At 61.6% G+C, this 19,216-nt stretch carries 13 protein-coding genes; 10 read left to right on the top strand and 3 right to left on the bottom strand.

The features are described from left to right. The first annotated feature begins 23 nt into the window (after nucleotides 1-23). The 10 genes from prsK (at nucleotide 24) to VIM95_RS08615 (ending at nucleotide 16,176) form a co-directional block, all read left to right on the top strand. Nucleotides 24-2,111 carry an XrtA/PEP-CTERM system histidine kinase PrsK gene (gene prsK, locus VIM95_RS08660; protein ID WP_331984644.1) on the top strand — a complete coding sequence of 696 codons (2,088 nt, stop codon included), beginning with the start codon at nucleotides 24-26 and terminating at the stop codon, nucleotides 2,109-2,111. An 11-nt stretch (nucleotides 2,112-2,122) separates the two neighbouring features. After that, nucleotides 2,123-3,481, top strand: coding sequence for a PEP-CTERM-box response regulator transcription factor (prsR, locus tag VIM95_RS08655; protein ID WP_331984642.1), 1,359 nt, complete (start codon nucleotides 2,123-2,125; stop codon nucleotides 3,479-3,481). A 42-nt stretch (nucleotides 3,482-3,523) separates the two neighbouring features. Then, on the top strand, nucleotides 3,524-6,295 hold the full coding sequence (prsT, locus tag VIM95_RS08650; RefSeq protein WP_331984640.1) for an XrtA/PEP-CTERM system TPR-repeat protein PrsT: 2,772 nt from the start codon (nucleotides 3,524-3,526) through the stop codon (nucleotides 6,293-6,295). A gap of 47 nt (nucleotides 6,296-6,342) precedes the next feature. Beyond that, on the top strand, nucleotides 6,343-7,623 hold the full coding sequence (locus tag VIM95_RS08645; RefSeq protein ID WP_331984638.1) for a nucleotide sugar dehydrogenase: 1,281 nt from the start codon (nucleotides 6,343-6,345) through the stop codon (nucleotides 7,621-7,623). After that, nucleotides 7,611-8,672 (top strand): SDR family oxidoreductase, encoded by a 1,062-nt coding sequence (locus VIM95_RS08640; RefSeq protein WP_331984636.1) that lies wholly within the window; start codon nucleotides 7,611-7,613, stop codon nucleotides 8,670-8,672. The genes VIM95_RS08645 and VIM95_RS08640 overlap by 13 nt, the downstream gene beginning before the upstream one ends. Before the next feature lie 13 nt (nucleotides 8,673-8,685). Beyond that, entirely contained in the window at nucleotides 8,686-10,140 is a 1,455-nt protein-coding gene (locus VIM95_RS08635) for a mannose-1-phosphate guanylyltransferase/mannose-6-phosphate isomerase (RefSeq protein ID WP_331984634.1), read from the top strand. A gap of 21 nt (nucleotides 10,141-10,161) precedes the next feature. Beyond that, on the top strand, nucleotides 10,162-11,529 hold the full coding sequence (locus VIM95_RS08630) for a phosphomannomutase CpsG (protein ID WP_331984632.1): 1,368 nt from the start codon (nucleotides 10,162-10,164) through the stop codon (nucleotides 11,527-11,529). 106 nt (nucleotides 11,530-11,635) lie between these two features. Continuing rightward, nucleotides 11,636-14,371, top strand: a complete 2,736-nt coding sequence (gene prsT, locus VIM95_RS08625; RefSeq protein WP_331984631.1) for an XrtA/PEP-CTERM system TPR-repeat protein PrsT — start codon at nucleotides 11,636-11,638, stop codon at nucleotides 14,369-14,371. 155 nt (nucleotides 14,372-14,526) lie between these two features. Further along, complete coding sequence (gene xdp1 / locus VIM95_RS08620) at nucleotides 14,527-15,291, top strand: exosortase-dependent surface protein XDP1 (protein WP_331984630.1); 765 nt, start codon at nucleotides 14,527-14,529, stop codon at nucleotides 15,289-15,291. A 174-nt stretch (nucleotides 15,292-15,465) separates the two neighbouring features. Then, complete coding sequence (locus tag VIM95_RS08615; protein WP_331984629.1) at nucleotides 15,466-16,176, top strand: META domain-containing protein; 711 nt, start codon at nucleotides 15,466-15,468, stop codon at nucleotides 16,174-16,176. A gap of 28 nt (nucleotides 16,177-16,204) precedes the next feature. On the opposite strand, the gene trpE is transcribed toward VIM95_RS08615, so the two are convergent. From trpE to VIM95_RS08600, 3 genes are all read right to left on the bottom strand, one after another. Further along, nucleotides 16,205-17,668, bottom strand: coding sequence for an anthranilate synthase component I (gene trpE, locus VIM95_RS08610; protein WP_331984628.1), 1,464 nt, complete (start codon nucleotides 17,666-17,668; stop codon nucleotides 16,205-16,207). Nucleotides 17,669-17,781: 113 nt separating this feature from the next. Next, nucleotides 17,782-18,453 (bottom strand): phosphoglycolate phosphatase, encoded by a 672-nt coding sequence (locus tag VIM95_RS08605; protein WP_331984627.1) that lies wholly within the window; start codon nucleotides 18,451-18,453, stop codon nucleotides 17,782-17,784. 8 nt (nucleotides 18,454-18,461) lie between these two features. Next, complete coding sequence (locus VIM95_RS08600; RefSeq protein WP_331984626.1) at nucleotides 18,462-19,214, bottom strand: SDR family NAD(P)-dependent oxidoreductase; 753 nt, start codon at nucleotides 19,212-19,214, stop codon at nucleotides 18,462-18,464. Nucleotides 19,215-19,216: the final 2 nt, after the last annotated feature.

Below are 19,216 nucleotides of genomic sequence, written 5' to 3'. Positions count from 1 at the left end.
GCGCTCGTTTCTCCATGACCAGCATGGCGACAATAGCCGCATGGAGCTATGGCCTTGCGGCGGTGGTCTACTCGGCCTTTTTCCTCTATCTGCTGGCGGTAGGGCGTAGTGGTCCGCGTAGCCGTACCCTCACTTTGGCGGTGGCAGTCTGCTCGCTATGGGGTGCGGTGAATCTGGCCGCTGTCCTGACCGGGCAGGTGTTCTTCCTGGCTGCGAGCTTGCTGACCGAAGTCCTGCGCTTTGGCAGCTGGTTCCTGTTTCTGTTGGTGCTGCTCCGCCCTGAGCCGATCGCAGGTACCAAGGGCTCTCCCAGAATGCACCTGCTGATTGCACTGGCCAGCGGCCTGGTTGCGATCGGTGTAGGCGCCCAGTTCATCGCCGTCAGCGGCATACCTTTTCCCTATTCTCCCCTGCGACTCGCGCTGTTCGATTCGTTGGTGATGACCGTATTCGCATTGACCCTGGTTGAGCAGCTGTTCCGCAATGTGCCGGCCGACCGCCGCTGGAGCATCAAGCCACTCTGCGTTGGGCTCGGCGGTGCCTTGCTGTTTGACCTATACCTGTACTCGGATGCCTTGTTGTTCAACCGCCTGGATGCCGATGCCTTCAGCATCCGTGGTTTTGTCCACGCGCTGGTCGTGCCGTTGTTGGTGATCTCCACCATCCGCAGCCATAACTTCAAGGCGCGGGTTGTGTTGTCACAACGGGCAGCGTTGCAATCGGTCACTTTGCTGGCCGTTGGCGTATATCTGCTGCTGATGGCGGCGGCCGGCTATTACGTCCGCTATTTCGGCGGTGACTGGGGTAGGGCACTCCAGCTGGCCTTGTTGTTTTCGGCACTGCTGATCCTGGGCGTGCTGGCACTCTCAGGTTCGATGCGCGCCAAGCTGCGAGTGCAGGTCGGCAAGCATTTTTTCAGCTACCGCTACGACTATCGGGAGGAATGGCTGCGCTTTACCCAGACGCTGTCCTCGCAGGACGGCTTCTCCGAGATGGGACGGCATGTGGTCAAAGGCTTGGCTGACATGGTGGAAAGCCCGGCTGGTGCACTGTGGCTAAAGGACCCCTCGGGGCATTTTTTTGCGCAGGCTGCCTGCTGGAACATCACGCTCTCCACCGCTACCGAGGATGCCGACAGCGGTTTGTGTCAGTTCCTGCTCGACAATGGCTGGGTGATCAATCTGGAGGAGTACCGGTCGGTACCACGACGTTATGACCATTTGACACTACCTACCTGGTTGCTGGAGGTCCCCAACGCCTGGCTGGTCGTTCCGCTGGCAACCGGTATCGAGTTGATCGGTTTTGTCGTGCTGACCACGGCGCGTACGCAGATCGACGTCAACTGGGAAGTGAATGACCTGCTCAAGACTGCTGGCCGGCAGGCTGGTGCCTTCCTGGGGCAGATGCAGGCTACCGAGGCATTGCTGGAGGTCCGCAAGTTTGACGCTTTCAACCGCATGTCGGCCTTTGTGGTGCACGACCTCAAGAATGTGGTGGCCCAGCTCTCGCTGATGCTGAAGAACGCCGAGCGGCATCGCGAAAACCCAGAGTTCCAGCAGGACATGCTGATGACGGTCCAGCACTCGGTGGAGCGGATGCGCCAACTGATGATGCAACTGCGGGACGGCGCCACACCGGTCGACAGTGCTCGGGGTATCGATCTTGGTGATGTGATACGGCGTATCCAGACTACCAAGGCGGAGCAGGGCAGGGATGTGGAGGTCGAGTTACGCGAAAGGGTAATCGCCAAGGGTCACGAGGAGCGGGTGGAGAGAGTCATCGGCCATATTGTGCAGAACGCGCTAGACGCGACCGAGAACGGCGGGCGGGTGTGGGTCAAACTGGACAAGCAGGACTCGCATGCGCTGGTAGAGGTCGGCGATAGCGGCCATGGCATGACGCCAGAGTTCGTGCGCGAACGACTGTTCCGACCTTTCCAGACTACCAAGCCGGCGGGCATGGGCATTGGCGCCTATGAAAGCTTCCAGTATGTGCACGAGCTCGGCGGCAAGGTGTCGGTCGACAGTGCGCTCAACGTGGGTACCCAGGTCAGCCTGCTCTTGCCGCTGTTTGACCTGGAAGGCGGCATGCATAAAGAAAACAGGCAGTAGAAGGAGTTGGAGTGAGTTCCGAAAAGCTACGTCCCTTGCTGATTGTCGAAGATGACCCCGCCTTGCAAAAGCAGATCCGCTGGGCATTCGATCAATATGAGACGCTGACCGCCAACGACCGCGAGAGTGCGCTCGTACAGATCAGACGCAATATTCCACCGGTAGTGACCATGGACCTGGGCCTGCCGCCCGATCCGGATTCGGTGTCTGAAGGTTTCCGCTTGCTGGAGCAGATCCTGCAGATCGCGCCGGATACCAAGGTCATTGTGCTTACTGGCCAGAACGACCGTGCCAACGCCTTGCGGGCGATTGACCTCGGTGCCTATGACTTCTTCGCCAAGCCGTTCGAGGTGGATTTGCTGGCGCTCACCATTGAACGCGCCTTTCGGCTCTACGATCTGCAGCAGGAAAACCGGCGTCTCCAGCAGATGCAGCAGCCGGATGTACTTTCCGGGCTGATCACCAAGGACCCTGAGCTGCTGCGGGTCTGTCGGACCATCGAGAAGGTCTCGGTCGCCAATGCGACCGTGCTCTTGCTGGGTGAGAGCGGGACCGGCAAGGAACTCTTGGCTCGCGCCGCGCACGATGCTTCGCCCCGCAGCGGCGAGCGCTTTGTGGCGATCAATTGCGCCGCCATTCCGGACAACCTGCTCGAAAGCGAACTCTTCGGTTACGAGAAGGGCGCCTTTACCGGCGCCGCCAAGACCACGCCCGGCAAGATCGAAACTGCACACCGCGGCACCCTGATGCTCGACGAGATCGGCGATCTGCCGCATGCACTGCAGGCCAAGCTGCTCCGTTTCCTGCAGGAACGGGTCATAGAACGGGTGGGGGGCCGACAGGAGATCCCGGTGGATGTACGCATCGTCTGCGCTACGCACCAGGATCTCAAGGTATTGATCAAGGAAGGTCGCTTCCGCGAGGACCTGTACTACCGCCTCGCAGAGATCGTGGTGAACATCCCGCCGCTACGGGCCCGCCAGGGGGACGCCACCTTGCTGGCCCATGCCTTTGTACGACGCTTTGCCGCCGAGCAGAAACGCGGCTCCATGAGCCTGCGCGAGGACGCCGTACGCGCCATCGAGGCGCATAACTGGCCGGGCAATGTGCGTGAACTCGAAAACTGCATCAAGCGGGCGGTCATCATGGCCGATGGCAACCAGATCACCGTTGAAGACGTCGGCTTGCAGGCCCCGGCAGAAGACGACATGGCGCCGCTCGACCTACGCCAGGCACGTGATGATGCGGAGAAGCGGGTCGTCATCACCGCGCTCAGCCGAGTCGACGGCAATATCGTGAAGGCGGCCGAACTGCTGGGTGTGAGCCGCCCCACGCTCTATGACCTGATGCATCGCTTTGGACTCAAGTAAGTACGCGCAGATCCGTCGTTCAATTTCTTATCAGAGATGACCGTGACTACATCCCATACCGTGAAATCCTTGACCGCTTCGGCGTTGCTGCTGTCCTTGCTACTGACAGCCTGTGGTGGGGAAAAGCCGGAAACCCAGCTTGCCTCGGCCAAGGACTATCTTGCCAAGAACGACGGCAAAGCTGCTGTCATCCAGCTCAAGAATGCCCTGCAAGGCAACCCTGAGCTTGCCGAGGCGCGCTTTCTGCTTGGCAAGACCCTGCTTGAGGGTGGGGACGCTGTGGCCGCAGAGGTCGAATTGCGGAAGGCCCAGGAACTGAAATACGCACCAGAGCAGGTGATCCCGGCCTTGGCCCGAGCCCTGCTGGCCAAGGGTGAATTCCGCAAGGTCAGTGATGATCTGGCCAATAGCAATCTGACTACCCCGGACAGCAAGGCCGACCTACAGGTCAGCATGGGCCAAGCCTACTATCTGCAAGGCAAGATGGATGCCGCCAAGCAGTCCTTCGAAACCGCGCTTGAAATCAAGCCTGGCTACCCGCCAGCCCTAGTCAGCCAGGCCCGCATGGCTGCGGCAGAAAAGGACTTTGCCACCGCCCAGGGCTTGGTGGACAAGGCGATCGCACAGGATGCCAAGCTGGTTGAGGCCTGGCAGCTCAAGGGTGATATCCAGGTTGCAGAAGGTAAGGACGAGGAGGCGATCGTCACCTATCGCAAGGCGCTCGAGAACAAGCCCGACTCCCTACCGGCGCACGCTGCGCTGATCATGCGCCTGCTTGAGAGCAATAAGCAGGACGAGGCCGCCAAGGAACTCGATAGCCTCAAGAAGACTGCCGCCAAGCACCCTCAGACGCTCTATCTCGATGCCTTGCTGGCCTACCAGCAAAAGCGTTACCCGGCCGCCAGGGAATCGATCCAGCAGGTGCTCAAGCTGACCCCTGACAATCCGCTCGGGCTACAACTCGCCGGTGCCATTGAGTACAAGCTACGCAGCTTCGCCCAAGCAGAGACCTTCCTGCTCAAGGCGCTATCGATCACGCCGGACCTTGATATGGCGCGTGGCATGCTCATCATGAGTTATCTGCAGAGTGGCCAAGGCCGCAAGGCCCAAGAGGTCCTGCAGCCGGCGCTCGACAAGATCGACAAGAATTCCAATATGCTGGCATTGGCTGGCCAGGTCTATATGCAGAATGGGGACTCGGCTAAGGCGGAGACCTACTTCGCCAGGGCCGCGGCGCTGGATCCCAACAGCAAGGAAAAACGCGCTTCGGTTGCGGTGTCGCGCATTGCCCGCAGTGGTGACAGCAACGCCTTCCGGGAGCTGGAGCAGGTGGCCGAGGCCGATCTGGGCGTTGGTGCAGACATGGCGCTCATCAGTGCCCATCTGCAGCGCAAGGAATACGACAAGGCGCTGAAGGCAGTGGATGGCCTTGAGAAGAAGCAGCCCAACAGCCCCATCGCCAAGAACCTGCGCGGCACCGTGTTGCTTGCCAAGCGTGATCGTGATGGTGCACGAGCCAGCTTTGAACAAGCACTCAAGGTAGACCCGACCTATTTCCCTGCGGCTGCCAACCTGGCCAACCTCGACCTGGTCGATAAGAAGCCGGCCGAGGCCCGTAAGCGCTTCGAAGCCATCACGGCCAAAGACCCCAAGAATATCCAGGCGCTGCTGGCAACCGCCGAGCTGTTGGCCAAGCAAGGGGGCAAACCTGACGAGATCACCACCCTGATCGGCAAGGCAGTCACCGCGGACCCGAATGCGCTGGCTCCTCGGCTCGCCCTGATTGGCTACTACCTCAATCAGAAAGATGCCAAGAAGGCACTCGCAGCAACCCAAGAAGCGCTGGCTGCCCAACCGGACCGTCCCGAATTGCTTGAGGCCGCCGGTCGGGCGCAACTGGCTGCAGGCGATACCAATCAGGCGCTAACCAGCTACAACAAGCTGGCAAGCCTGCAACCCAAATCTGCGCAGCCCTATCTGCACATTGCCGAAGTGCAGTTGGCCGAGAAGAACAAGCCGGCTGCGCTGGAAAGCCTGCGCAAGGCCTTGTCCATCACGCCTAATCTGGTGGAAGCGCAGCGCGGGGTGATTTTGCTTGAGCTCGATGCCGGTCACACAGACAAGGCCATCGAAGAAGCGCGCAACGTGCAGAAACAGCGTCCCAAGGAGTCGGTTGGCTACATGCTGGAAGGAGACGTACAGGTTCTGCGCAAAGCCTGGCCGGAGGCCACTGCGGCCTACCGCGAGGGCATCAAGCAGGTGCAGACCACCGACCTCGCGATCCGCCTGCACTCGGCGCTATTGAACAGTGCCTCCCCCGAGGCCACGAAGTTTGCCGACAGTTGGGCCAAGGAACATCCGACCGACGAGCAGTTCAAGCTCTATCTGGCCGAAGTAGCCAACGGCAGGAAGGACTATGCGACTGCGGTGCGTTACTACAAGACGCTGGCGGAGACGGCCCCCAACAACGCCTTGCTGATGAATAACCTCGCCTGGGCCGCCTTCCAGAACAAGGACCCCAAGGCGCTGGAATATGCCGAGAAGGCTTACAAGATGGCGCCCGACCAGCCCGCCATCATGGACACCCTGGGTGTACTGCTCTCTGAAAAGGGAGATAGCGCACGGGCGCTTGAGCTGATGCGCAAGGCGGTAACGCTGGCACCGCAGGCACCGCAATTACGGCTCAACCTGGCCAAGGCACTGATCAAGGCCGGTCAGAAGAACGATGCCAGGAAGGAACTGGATGTCCTGGCCAAGCTGGGAGACAAATTCCCGGCGCAAACCGAGGTTGCGCAGCTACAAAAGAGCCTCTAGGCCAAGCTGCGCTTCATACCAGTATCAAGAAGAGAGAAGAGGGTTACATGACAACCGTTGCAGTCGTAGGTCTGGGCTATGTTGGTCTGCCGCTGGCAGTCGAATTCGGTAAGAAGTCTCGCACCATAGGCTTCGATCTGTCCGCACAGAAGATCGCGCACTATCGCGAGTACATCGATCCGACCGGGGAAGTCAGCACCGAGGAGCTGAAGGCGGCCAAGTATCTGGAGGTCGGCAGCGACCCTGCCGCCCTGGCCGAAGCCGACTTCATCATCGTCGCCGTTCCCACGCCAGTCGATGAGGCCCACCAACCGGACTTCCGCCCCTTGATCGGCTCCTCCGAGTCGGTCGGCAAGCACCTCAAGCGCGGTGCGACGGTGGTATTCGAATCCACGGTCTACCCCGGCGCGACCGAAGAGGTATGCATCCCCATCATCGAAAAGCACTCCGGCCTGAAGTGGAAGCAGGACTTCAACGTCGGATACTCGCCCGAGCGCATCAACCCAGGCGACAAGGAACGTACCCTGACCAAGATCGTGAAGGTTGTCTCGGGTGATACCCCGGAGACCCTGGAACGAGTGGCCGAGGTCTACGGCAGCGTGGTCACCGCCGGTGTCTACCGCGCCTCCAGCATCAAGGTGGCGGAGGCCGCCAAGGTGATCGAGAACACCCAGCGCGACCTCAATATCGCGCTGATGAACGAGCTAGCCATCATTTTCGATCGCGTGGGTATCGACACGCTGGAAGTGCTGCAAGCGGCTGGCAGCAAGTGGAACTTTCTGCCCTTCCGACCAGGCCTGGTTGGCGGCCATTGCATAGGCGTGGACCCCTACTACCTGACCCACAAGGCCGAGATGCTGGGCTACCACCCGGAGGTGATCACCGCCGGTCGCCGCATCAATGACGGCATGGGCAAGTTCATTGCCGAGCAGACCATCAAGCACATGGTCCGCAACGGCTGGCAGGTGCGTAGTGCGCCTGTGATCGTGCTGGGTCTGACCTTCAAGGAAGACTGCCCGGACCTGCGCAACTCGCGCGTGATCGATGTGATCCGCGAGCTGCAATCCTATGGCACCGAGGTCTTTGTGCATGACCCGGTGGCAGATCCTGACGAGGCCGTGCATGAGTACGGCATTCCACTCACGCCCTGGGAGTCGTTACCCAAGGCCGCCGCCATCGTCGCCGCCGTGGCACACAAGGAGTACAAAGCCCGGCCGCTGTCGGACTACGCCGAGCGGCTGCAAGCCAACGGCGTCTTTACCGACGTGAAGAGCAGCTACGACACCGCCAAGCTGACCGCGCTGGGAGCAACGGTATGGCGCCTGTAACTCCCGATACTGGCGCCTATGGCCAGGTCTGTGCCCATCTGCGTCAGCAACCCACCCGCTGGCTGGTCACGGGCGCTGCGGGCTTTATCGGTTCGCACTTGGCGGAGACCTTGCTCAAGCTCGACCAACAGGTGGTCGGGCTCGACAATTTCTCGACCGGCTACCAGCGCAACCTGGATGAGATACAGCGGCAGGTCAGTGCCGAGCAATGGTCACGCTTTCGCTTCCAGCGCGCGGACATCCGCGACCTAGAAGCCTGCCGCGCCGCAGTGCAGGGGGTGGACTATGTGCTGCATCAGGCGGCGCTGGGTTCGGTAACGCGTTCCATCGAGGACCCATTGCTGACCCACGCCTCCAATATCGACGGCTTTCTCAATATGCTGGTAGCCGCGCGCGACGCCGGCGTGAAACGTTTTGTCTATGCTGCGTCCAGCTCCACCTATGGCGACCACCCAGGCTTGCCCAAGGTCGAGGACGCCATCGGCCGGCCACTCTCGCCCTACGCCGTGACCAAGTATGTGAACGAGCTCTACGCCGATGTGTTCGGCCGCTGCTACGGTTTTGGCTCCATCGGCTTGCGCTACTTCAACATCTTCGGCGCAAGGCAGGACCCTGAAGGCGCCTACGCGGCGGTGATCCCCTGCTGGGTCAAGGCCATGCTGTTGGGCGAGCGGGTTGCCATCAACGGCGATGGCGAGACCAGCCGTGACTTCTGCTTCGTGGAGAACGCGGTGCAAGCCAATATCCTGGCGGCAACCACCCAGAATGCCGATGCGATCAACCAGGTCTATAACATCGCGGTGAACGACCGGACCACGCTCAACCAGCTGTTCACCATCTTGCGTGACACGCTAGCGGGGTCTCACCCGGAGCTTGCCGAGCTGCAGCCGGCCTACCAGGACTTCCGTGCTGGCGATGTGCGCCATTCCCAGGCCGATATCAGCAAGGCCAACCGCCTGTTGGGCTATGTGCCCAGCCATCGCTTAAGCGACGGCGTGAAGGTGGCCATGCCCTGGTACAAGGCGCATTTCGAAGCTGCCTTACGCTAGGAGTGGAGCCAAAGTGGACAAGGACATCATGCAGACACTGGTCCCCGTGGTCCTGTCTGGCGGGTCGGGTACCCGGCTCTGGCCGCTGTCACGCGAGAAATACCCCAAGCAACTTCTGCCGTTGATTGGTGAAGACTCGCTGTTGCAGGCCACCTTGCGGCGCGTGGACGGTCTACAGGGGCTGACCTTGGCCAAGGCCGTGTTGGTTTGCAACGAGGAATACCGCTTCGTGATCGCCGAGCAGCTACGACTGCTCGGCCGCGAGGGCAGCATCGTGCTGGAGCCGGCCGGGCGCAATACTGCGCCAGCGCTCACCCTGGCAGCGCTGGCCGCCAGCCGCGATGGCAGCGACCCTATCTTGCTGGTCATGCCTTCAGATCACGTAATCACCGACATTCCGGCCTTTCACCGCGTGGCCAGTGCAGGTGCAGCCTGGGCCGCCAAGGGTCACGTGGTCACTTTTGGCATCACGCCGGATAGCCCCGAGACTGGCTACGGCTATATCCAGGCGGGGACTCCGCTTGGCGCTGATGGCGCCAGCAGTATCGCCCGCTTTGTTGAAAAGCCTGACCGGCCGACCGCGCAGTCCTATGTGGACGCAGGCAACTTCCTATGGAACAGCGGCCTGTTCATGCTCAAGGCCTCGGTCTGGCTGACCGCGCTGCAAGCATGCCGGGCGGACATCCTGCAAGCTTGCCAGACAGCCTGGGCCGGACTTACCAGTGACGGCGACTTCCTCCGTGTCGACAAGGCCGCCTTCACGCAATGCCCCAGCGACTCCATCGACTATGCCGTGATGGAACGCATCGCAGGCGGGCAGGGCGGATTGCCACCCGCCGTGGTCATCCCGTTCTCCGGCGGCTGGTCCGACGTGGGCGCCTGGGATGCGCTGTGGCAGGTACTGCCCAAGGATGGGCAAGGTAACGTCGTACGTGGTGACGTGTTTCTGCACGACAGCCGCGATACCTTGGCGATCTCAGAGGGCAGGCTGCTGGCCTGTATTGGGGTCTCCGACCTGGTGGTAGTGGAAACCGCCGACGCGGTGCTGGTCGCCCATAAGGACAAGACCCAGGACGTCAAAGCGGTAGTCGAGCACCTCAAACGCAAAGGCAGGACCGAGGGCCTCTCACACCGCAAGGTGTTTCGCCCTTGGGGCTGGTACGACAGCGTCGACAACGGCGAGCGCTTTCAGGTCAAGCGCATTGTGGTCAAGCCCGGCGGCACGCTCTCGCTACAGATGCACCATCACCGCGCCGAGCATTGGGTGGTGGTACGCGGCACGGCCAAGGTAACGCGTGGCGACAGCGAATTTCTGGTCACAGAAAACGAATCGACCTTTATCCCGCTCGGCACCAAGCACAGGCTGGAAAACCCCGGTCGGGTGCCGCTCGAGATGATCGAGGTGCAATCGGGCTCCTATCTGGGCGAGGACGACATCATCCGTTTTGAGGATGTCTATGGCCGTTAGCAGTATGCCGGAAAGGAAACCATGAGCCTCAAGTGCTTCAAGGCCTACGATATACGTGGCAAGTTGGGTGTGGACCTCGACGAGGATATCGCCTATCGCATAGGCCGAGCCTTTGCGCAGTACCTGGGAGCCAAGCGGGTGGTGGTCGGGGCCGATATCCGGCTCAGCAGCGAAGCGCTCAAGGCCGCCTTGGCCCGCGGCTTGCAGGATGCCGGCAGCGACGTGATCGATATCGGCTTGACCGGGACCGAGGAGGTGTACTTCGCTGCCTTCCATCTCGATTGCGATGGCGCCATCGAGATCACTGCCAGCCACAATCCTATCGACTACAACGGCATGAAGCTGGTAAGGAGTGGCGCCAAGCCCATCAGCGGTGACAGCGGCCTGAAGGCCATTGAGGCACTGGTCGAACGCAATGACTTCGAGCCGACAGCGCAGCGCGGTGTCTATATGTACCAGTCCATCCTGGACGCCTACGTGGAGCACTTGCTGGGCTATCTTGATCTTGCCGCAATCCGCCCGCTTACCTTGGTGGTCAACGCGGGCAACGGTGCTGCCGGCCACGTGATTGATGCGCTGGAATGTCGCCTCGCCCAGCGCGGCATACCCATCCGCTTCATCAAACTGCACCATGAGCCGGATGGCAGCTTCCCGCATGGCATACCCAACCCCTTGCTGCCCGAGAATCGCGCAGCGACGGCAGACGCAGTTCGCGCCCATGGTGCCGACATGGGTATCGCATGGGATGGAGACTTCGACCGCTGCTTCCTGTTCGACGAACAGGGCGAATTTGTCGAGGGTTACTACATCGTCGGCTTGCTGGCCGAGGTCTGCCTCTCTCGCCGGCCGGGCGAGCGCGTCATCCACGACCCTCGACTCACCTGGAACACGGTCGAAATCGTCCGGCGCATGGGTGGCCAGCCCATACAGAGCAAGACCGGCCATGCCTTTATCAAGGAACGGATGCGGGCGGAAAATGCCATCTATGGTGGCGAGATGAGCGCGCACCACTATTTTCGGGATTTTGCCTACTGCGATAGCGGCATGATCCCCTGGCTGATGGTGGCCGAGTTGTTGTCCAAGCGTGGCCAACCACTGTCCCAACTATTGGCCGAGCGGATACGTGCCTTTCCCTGTAGTGGCGAGATCAACTACCAGGTCGACGACCCGGCCGCGGCCATCGCCAAGGTCCGTGCCTACTATGCGCCACAGCAGCCGCAGGAAGAGCAGATCGATGGCCTGAGTCTGACCTTCCCGACCTGGCGCTTGAACCTGCGTGCATCCAATACCGAGCCGCTGCTGCGCCTCAACATCGAGAGCCGCGCGGACCCAGCCTTGGTTCAGCAGCGAGTGGCCGAAGTCGAATCCCTGCTGCAGGCACGCAGCTGATATGCGATCAATCATGACAATCACACGGCGTAACGGCCTCTTCAGACCTGTGCTTCAACTTGGGCGCGGTGCGCTATTGGGTCTGCTGGCATGCTGCTCGGCAACAGTGCTCGCCAGCGTAGAGAAGGCAGGGCGTTACTACGAAGACGCGCTAGGACGTTACGAACGCGGCGACATTGCCGGCGCCATCATCCAGCTCAAAAACACGCTGCAGGAAGACAATTCCATGCTGGCGGCACGCTTGCTGCTGGGTAAGGCTTTGCTGCGCAAGGGTGACCTGAAGAGCGCGGAAGCTGCGCTGGAAGAGTCGCTGCAGCAGGGCGTCAGTATCGGCGAGGTGGCACAGACCTTGGGTCAGCTCTACCTGGCACTGGGCAAGCCGCAGATGGTGATAGAGCGGTTACCGATTTCCGGCCTGCCCACAGCAGTCCAGGTCGATGTGCTGACCATGCGCGGCACCGCCTACGCCGAACTCGGCAAGCCCGCCTTGGCGCGGCAGAGTTTTGGCGCGGCGAAAGCGCTAGACCCAAAGTCGGTGGTCCCACTGGTGGCCGAGGTGCCGGTATTGTTGAGCTCCGGCCAGGACGAGCAAGCGCGCCTCTTGGCCAGCCAGGCCATTGAGCTGGGCCCACGCAATGCCTATGCCTGGAATATGTATGCCTCGGTCCTGCACGCCCGTATGGATTTGCCCGGAGCATTGGCTGCCTACGATAAGGCGCTGGGCTTTGAACCCAAGTTGATCGATGCACGGATTGCCCGTGCCGGTCTTTTGCTCGATCTCAAACGTAATGCCGACGCAGTCAAGGACCTCGACTACCTGGCAAGCCAGGCACCGGACGAACCGCGCGCTGCCTATTTACGGGCGGTGATCGCCGGCCAGGCCGGCGACAGCAAGGCAAGTACGGCGGCGCTCAATGAAGCCGCCAAGGAGATCGACAGCCTGCCGCCGCCCTGGCTGGCTCGCCGCGAGCAGCTGTTGATGGTGGGAGCCTTGTCCCACTACGGGCTGGGCAATACCGAGAAGGCCAGGGAGTACCTGGATCTGATACTCAAACAGAACAGCCGCCATATCGGCGCCCGCAAGCTGCTGGCCACACTCTATGTGGAGAAGCGTGACTACCCCCGCGCCTTGGGCTTGCTCGATATCTTGCAGCGCGATAACGCCAACGACCCACAAGTGCTCTATCTGCTGGGTACGGTATACATGGCCCAGCATCGCTACCAGCAGGCGAGCGAACTTCTGGAGAAGGCCGCTGGCCGTACGCCGACCGGCCGGGTAAACCGTACGCTGGCCCTGAGCCAGCTGGGCAACGGGCAGGGGGAGCTCGCCCGCCGTAATCTGGAAAAAGCCCTGGCCAGTAACCCAGGCGATGCGCACACCGCCATGGCGCTGGCCACCATCCTGATGCGCAGCGGCGATATCAAGAAGGCGATCCAGGTTGCTGAAGGCGCAGCCAAGCAAGACGCTGGCAACCTGACCATGCTCAATTTCCTAGGCACAGTCAAAAGCGCGGGAGGCGATCGGGCTGGCGCCAGGACCGCCTTTGGTCAGGTGCTTGCCAAGGAACCAGGCTATACGCCGGCTGTACTGAACATGGCCAAGCTCGACGCCAGCGAGAAGCGCTACGACGACGCGAGAAACCGGCTCAATGCCTTCCTCACCAAGCATAGGGATGCCCCGACCGCCTTGTTCGAATTGGGCCTGGTTGAGTACCAGGCGGGCCGTATGGCCGATGCAATGCGCGCCTTGCAGAAGGCCAGCGATGTCGATAGGCGAGACCCGCGCGCAGGCCTGGTGCTGGTCGATGTCTACCTGGCGCAGCGCCAGCCCAGCCAGGCACTGAACGCGGCCAAGAGCCTGTTGGCACGCTTCCCCGAGAACCTGACCGTACAACTGGCGCTAGGCCGCACCTATCTGCAGGTGGGCGACCCGGCCAGTGCACGCAATATCTTCCAGGCGGCTACCCGGCAGGCAGAATTCGACCCGGAGCAGCAGGTGGAGATTGCCCGTCTGCAGCTGGCGGCCGGCAACCCGGAAGGCGCGTTCTACAGCATACAGAAGGCACTGCAGGGTAAGCCGGACGATCCGGCGGCCCTGGCCCTGCTGGTGGAGACCGAGTCTCGTCGCGGCAGCGCTGCCAAGGCCGACGAAGCCTTGGCGCTGCTACGCAGCAAGCACCCCGACCACCCGGCCAGCCTGCTCGCTAGCGCGGACCTCGCCATGTTGCGCGGCCAATATGCCAATGCAGCGACGGCCTACAACGCAGTGCTTGCCAAGGCCGCGACCACGGCCAATGCCCTCAAGCTGGCCAATGCCTACCTGGCGGCGGGCGAGGGGGGCAAGGCGGTCAGCTTCCTTGACGGTTGGCAGAAGCAGCACCCTAGCGACATCCTGGCGATCCGCTCGCTCGCTGAGGCGCAATTCCGCTCCGGCCAGCTGGCTGCCGCCAAGCAGAGCTATGGTCGTGCCCTGACCATGGAGCCCGACGATGCGTCTACCCTGAACAACTACGCCAACCTGCTGCTCAAGCTCAAAGATCCGGCCGCGCAGGCACAGGCCGAGAAGGCGCTCAAGCAGGCCCCCAGCAACCCTGCTTACGCCGACACACTGGGATGGATATTGGTGCAGCAAGGACAGTACGAAGCAGGGCTGCGTTATCTGAGAGAAGCCCGCCTGCGCAACCCGGAGAACGGTGAGATCCGCTACCACCTTGCCTATGCGCTGAGTAAGACCGGGCGCAAGGCCGAGGCCAAGGATGAACTCAGCGCGGCCTTCCAGGTCAGCGGGCGCCTGGCGCCCAGCGAAGCGGTTGCAAGCCTGCAGCGGGAGCTGGGGCTTTGATCCTACCGGTGCGATCTACTTGTCGGATTACTTTACAACGGTCGGCTTCAACACTCGAACCATCAATGCAAGCAATTGATTTTGTTGGAAATTTAAAGACTGGCCCCATTGTTGCTTTATATGGTGGGACTGTAGCCAAACCCAAAGGTGTAATCGTGAAACTCCAGATGAAGTTCTTATGCGGCCTAGGTGCGCTGGCTTTGGCTGGACAGGCATCCGCCGGTACGACTTGGGTGCTGGGACCGACCCCAAGCACCGGTGTAGCCGTCAGCGGTGTTTCCAATACCGGCGGCACTGACACCGCGGGCAGCACCGCCAACAATGCAGCAACGCAGACCATACAAGCCGCAACTTCCGTGTGGTATAGCGGTGGCGTAGGTATATCGAATGCCGATGCCTGCAGCTCCGGCACCTATTGCGACGTGACCGAGGGCACCTCGCCTGAGCACTCTATCGACAACAACCAACGTTACGACATGGTGCTGCTGACTTTCGACAGCTTGGTCAAGCTGACCGACATGCTGCTCGGCTGGTGGCAGACCGACTCGGACGTCACCGTGATGGCCTATACCGGCGCCGGCACGCCGACGCTGATTGGCAAAACTTATGACCAACTAGGTGGTTCCGGTTGGGCAAACATTGGCAACTACTCTGACCTGGGCACCAATAGCAAGGCGATCAACGCCGGCGGTGTCGTGTCGTCCTATTGGCTGATCGGTGCCTACAACCCGCTCGCCAACCCCAACGGTGGTAGCGTGACCGGCACCAGTTCCGACTACGTCAAGCTCTATTCGGTCTCTGGTGTCGTCGTACCGCCTCCGCCGCCTTCGAGGGTACCGGAACCGGGTTCGCTCGCGCTGGCCGGTGCGGCCTTGCTGGCTGCATTGGGCATCCGTCGCCGGCAGACGCAGAAACAGTAGGGTAGGGATATTCCGGGAAGTATTGCAGTACGCTTTCAATCTCAAGCGGCACCCATGCAAATGGGTGCCGTGTTTTTTTGTGCAGGCACGGGGTAGCTTGTTCAGCAAGTATTCACCGACCGCTGCCACACTCCAATACTTATGCCCTAGCAACCTTCCACGGAACACCGGCCCATGAAACACCCCTTGCTACCGAGTTTGCTGGCGGCTTTGCTGATTCTGGCCGGCTGCGCTACGACGCCCAGCGGCCAGGGCACCGGCGAAAGCAAGCCTGCGCCAGCCAGCGGCGGGTTGGGCAGCCTGTTCAGCGGTACACCCAAGCTAGCCGGCACACGCTGGGCCTGGATCGAGACCAGTACAGCGGCTGGGCGCACCCCCGCCCCACGTACCGGTCTATATCTGCTGGACTTTGCCGGTGAAGGCTATGTCAGGGTAACCGCCGACTGCAACCGAGGCAGTGCCAAGTACAGCCAGGACGGCAAGCAGCTCGCCATGGGACCGGTGGCACTGACCAAGATGGCCTGTCCGGGCGGCGGCCAGGGCGGGCGCTTCAGCACCGACCTCAGCCACATGGTGCAGCTGGGCTTTGTCGAGAACAATCTGCAACTGAGTGCAGCGGGCGAGGGCACCATCATGCGCTTTGCGCCGCTGAAGTTGAGCCGTTATACCTGCCAAGGTGGGCTGAAATTCAGCCTGGTCGACCTGCCAGGGTCGGATGTGGCCATCGAGTTTGATGGCCGCTTTGTGCGGGCCGGCCAAGTCAGTGCGGCGTCAGGCGTGGCCTACGAAGCACCCAACCTGCGCTTTCAAGGCAAAGGCGGCGAGGCCATGCTGGACATGGGCGAGCTCTCGCTGCGCAATTGCCGGCTCAATGGCAAAGGCTGAGGCGGCACAAAGCCGCCCGCCACTGCATTCAGGCGTCTAGGCCCTTTTGTGCCATTTCTGCCGCGCGCAGCACGGCGCGTGCCTTGTTCTGCGTCTCCAACCACTCGGACTGCGGCACAGAGTCGGCCACGATGCCAGCGCCAGCCTGGACATAGAGCGTCTTGTCCTTGATGACGGCGGTACGCAGGGCGATCGCAACATCCATATCGCCATTGAAGCCCAGATAACCCACTGCGCCGGCATAGATACCGCGCTTGGTCGGCTCAAGCTCGTCGATGATCTGCATGGCGCGCACCTTGGGCGCACCAGAGACGGTGCCGGCAGGGAAGGTCGCCCGCAGAATATCGAGATTGCTCATACCGGGCTTGAGGCTGGCCTCGACGCTGGAAACGATGTGCATCACGTGCGAGTAGCGTTCGATCACGCGGTCATCGGTCACCTTGACCGAGCCGGTCTTCGCCACCCGACCCACATCATTGCGACCCAAGTCCATGAGCATGACGTGTTCTGCCACTTCCTTGGGGTCGGCCAGCAGCTCAGCTTCCAGTGCCAGATCTTCATCCCGGGTCTTGCCGCGCGGGCGGGTACCGGCAATGGGGCGTACCGTCACTGTGCCGCCCTCATGCCGCACCAGGATTTCCGGCGAAGCACCGACGATATGCGTGTCACCCAGCTGGTAATAGAACATGTAGGGCGAAGGGTTGAGCGAACGCAGAGCTCGATACAGCGTGATGGGGGATTGCTCGAAACGCATGGACATGCGTTGCGACAGCACGACCTGCATGATGTCGCCATCGACGATGTATTCCTTGGCCTTGTCTACGGCCACCTTGAACGCCGCCTCGCCGAATTCGGACTTGGCTGTTGTCGGGGGGGCCGGTTCGGCTCGCGGCGTGCGCGCCGGGTCGCGCAGTTGCATGCGCAACTCGTGCAGCCGGCTGTGGGCTCGCGTGTAGGCATGCGGTTGGCTCGGGTCCGCGTAGACCACCAGGTAGAGCTTGCCGCTGAGGTTGTCGAAGATGGCAATCTCTTCGCTCAGCAGCAGTTGGATATCCGGCGCGCCGATCGGGTCGGGCTTGTCGCAATGAGCAAGCTTCTTCTCGATCAGGCGTATGGTGTCGTAGCCGAAGTAACCTACCAGGCCACCGGCAAAGCGCGGCAGATCGGCCCGCTGGGGGGCTTTGAAGCGGGCTTCATACTCGCCGATGAAAGTCAGCGGGTCCCCCTCGTGCGTCTCGACCACCTCGCCATTGACGCTGACCTCGGTCCGCGTGCCGCGTACCGTCAGAACGGTGCGGGCCGGCAGGCCAATAAAGCTGTAGCGACCGAAGCGTTCTCCCCCCACTACCGATTCCAGCAGATAGGAGTAGGGGGCATCAGCCAGGCGCAGATAGACCGAAAGCGGGGTGTAGAGGTCGGCCAAGCCTTCCTGGACGACGGGGATGCGGTTGTAGCCTTGACGCGCGAGTGCGTCGAATTCGAGTTCGGTCATGACGAGCTTTCCGGGCAAAGGGGTGAATGAAAAAACCGGGAGGACGCTATCAGCGCCATCGCCAGGTCAGCCCGCCGTGCTTCGTCAGGATCGTCATGTGGGGATAGGTTCGACTACGAAATGGGAAGTGCATTCTTCACGAAATTCGCCGCCTCGACAAGGCTGCTTATATGGCCATCGCAAGCCAAAGCCGAGACGTCCTCGTAACCATAGTCGAGCAGCAGGCAAGGACTGCCGGCATTGACCGCCGCATCGCGGTCGAAATGCGAGTCACCCACCATCAATAGCGCGGCCGGCGTACAAGCAAACCGCTCGCAGACATGTAGCAAGGGCAAGGCGCTGGGCTTCTTCTCCGGCAGGCTGTCTCCCCCCAATACCAGCGAAAAATAGGACGCCAGCCCCGTATGCTCCAAGAGCGGTACCGAAAAGCGATAGGGCTTGTTGGTTACCACCGCCAGTTGCAAACCCAAGGCCTTGCATTGCTGCAGGCCTTCGAGCACGCCAGGGTAGGGCCGGGTCTGTACCGCCAGCAGGCGGTCATAGTGGCGGCAGAAGGCATCAACCCCAGCGGCATGCAGCTCCGCATGAGCCTGGCCATCCCTGTCGTCGGTCAAGGCCCGGTGTACCAACTGCTGCATGCCGCCACCCACAAAGCTCTCCAGGCGAGCCTGCGCCAGCGTGGGCAGGCCAAAGTCCGCACGCATGGCGTTGGCGGCAGCCGCGAGGTCGGCAATCGTATCGAGCAGGGTGCCGTCGAGGTCGAAGGCAATGGCTTGTATGGGCATGCGGAGGCTCAGCGGTAGTCGCGGATATTGAGTATGTCGCCAAAACCGACGTGCTCGCTGTGCAGCAGCTCCAGTACTTCAGCACCGCACTGCAGCGGGTCGACCAGCGCACCCTCGGCGTAATAGTCACGGAACTGTTCCACCAGGGGAAAATCCGCTGCATCAGTACCGCGTATGGTGGCCTGCATACCGGTGTCGACGATGCCTGGCGCGAGCGAGGCTATACGCACACCGCCCGGCAGCGCCGCCTGCTCGATACCTACGCAGCGGCTGTACATATCGAGACCGGCTTTGCCGGCGCAGTAGACACTCCAGCTGGGATAGGGGTTGCGCCCCGCACCCGAGCTGATATTCAGTATCCGTCTATCGCCGGCACGCTGCTGGAAGTGGCGCAGAAAGACATTGCACAACTGTATGGCTGAGCTCAGGTTGACAGTCAGGCTCTGCACCATGGCGGCGTTGTCATACTGCCCGGCAGGCGCGATCGGGTCGACCACACCCGCATTGTTGATCAGGTACACGCCTTCCGAAGACAAGGCCGCCAGGGAGCCGAAGACCTCATCGGCCACCGCTTCGACCGCCTCCGGCTGGCCCAGGTCCAGACCGACGAAACGATAACCGGGCAAATCAGCCCCCAGGGCAGCCAGCTCGGCCGACTCCTTGCGCGCCAGCGCAATCAGTTGACCGCCCGCTGCGGCAACCGCCCGAGCCAAGCCCAAGCCCAGGCCGCGGGACGCACCGGTAATGACATAGCTGCGCATGT

The organism is Chitinimonas sp., from assembly GCF_036568685.1.
Classification (GTDB): Bacteria; Pseudomonadota; Gammaproteobacteria; order Burkholderiales; family Chitinimonadaceae; genus Chitinimonas.
Note: the sequence above shows the minus strand (reverse complement) of the source record. Positions and strands in the feature narration are given on the sequence as shown.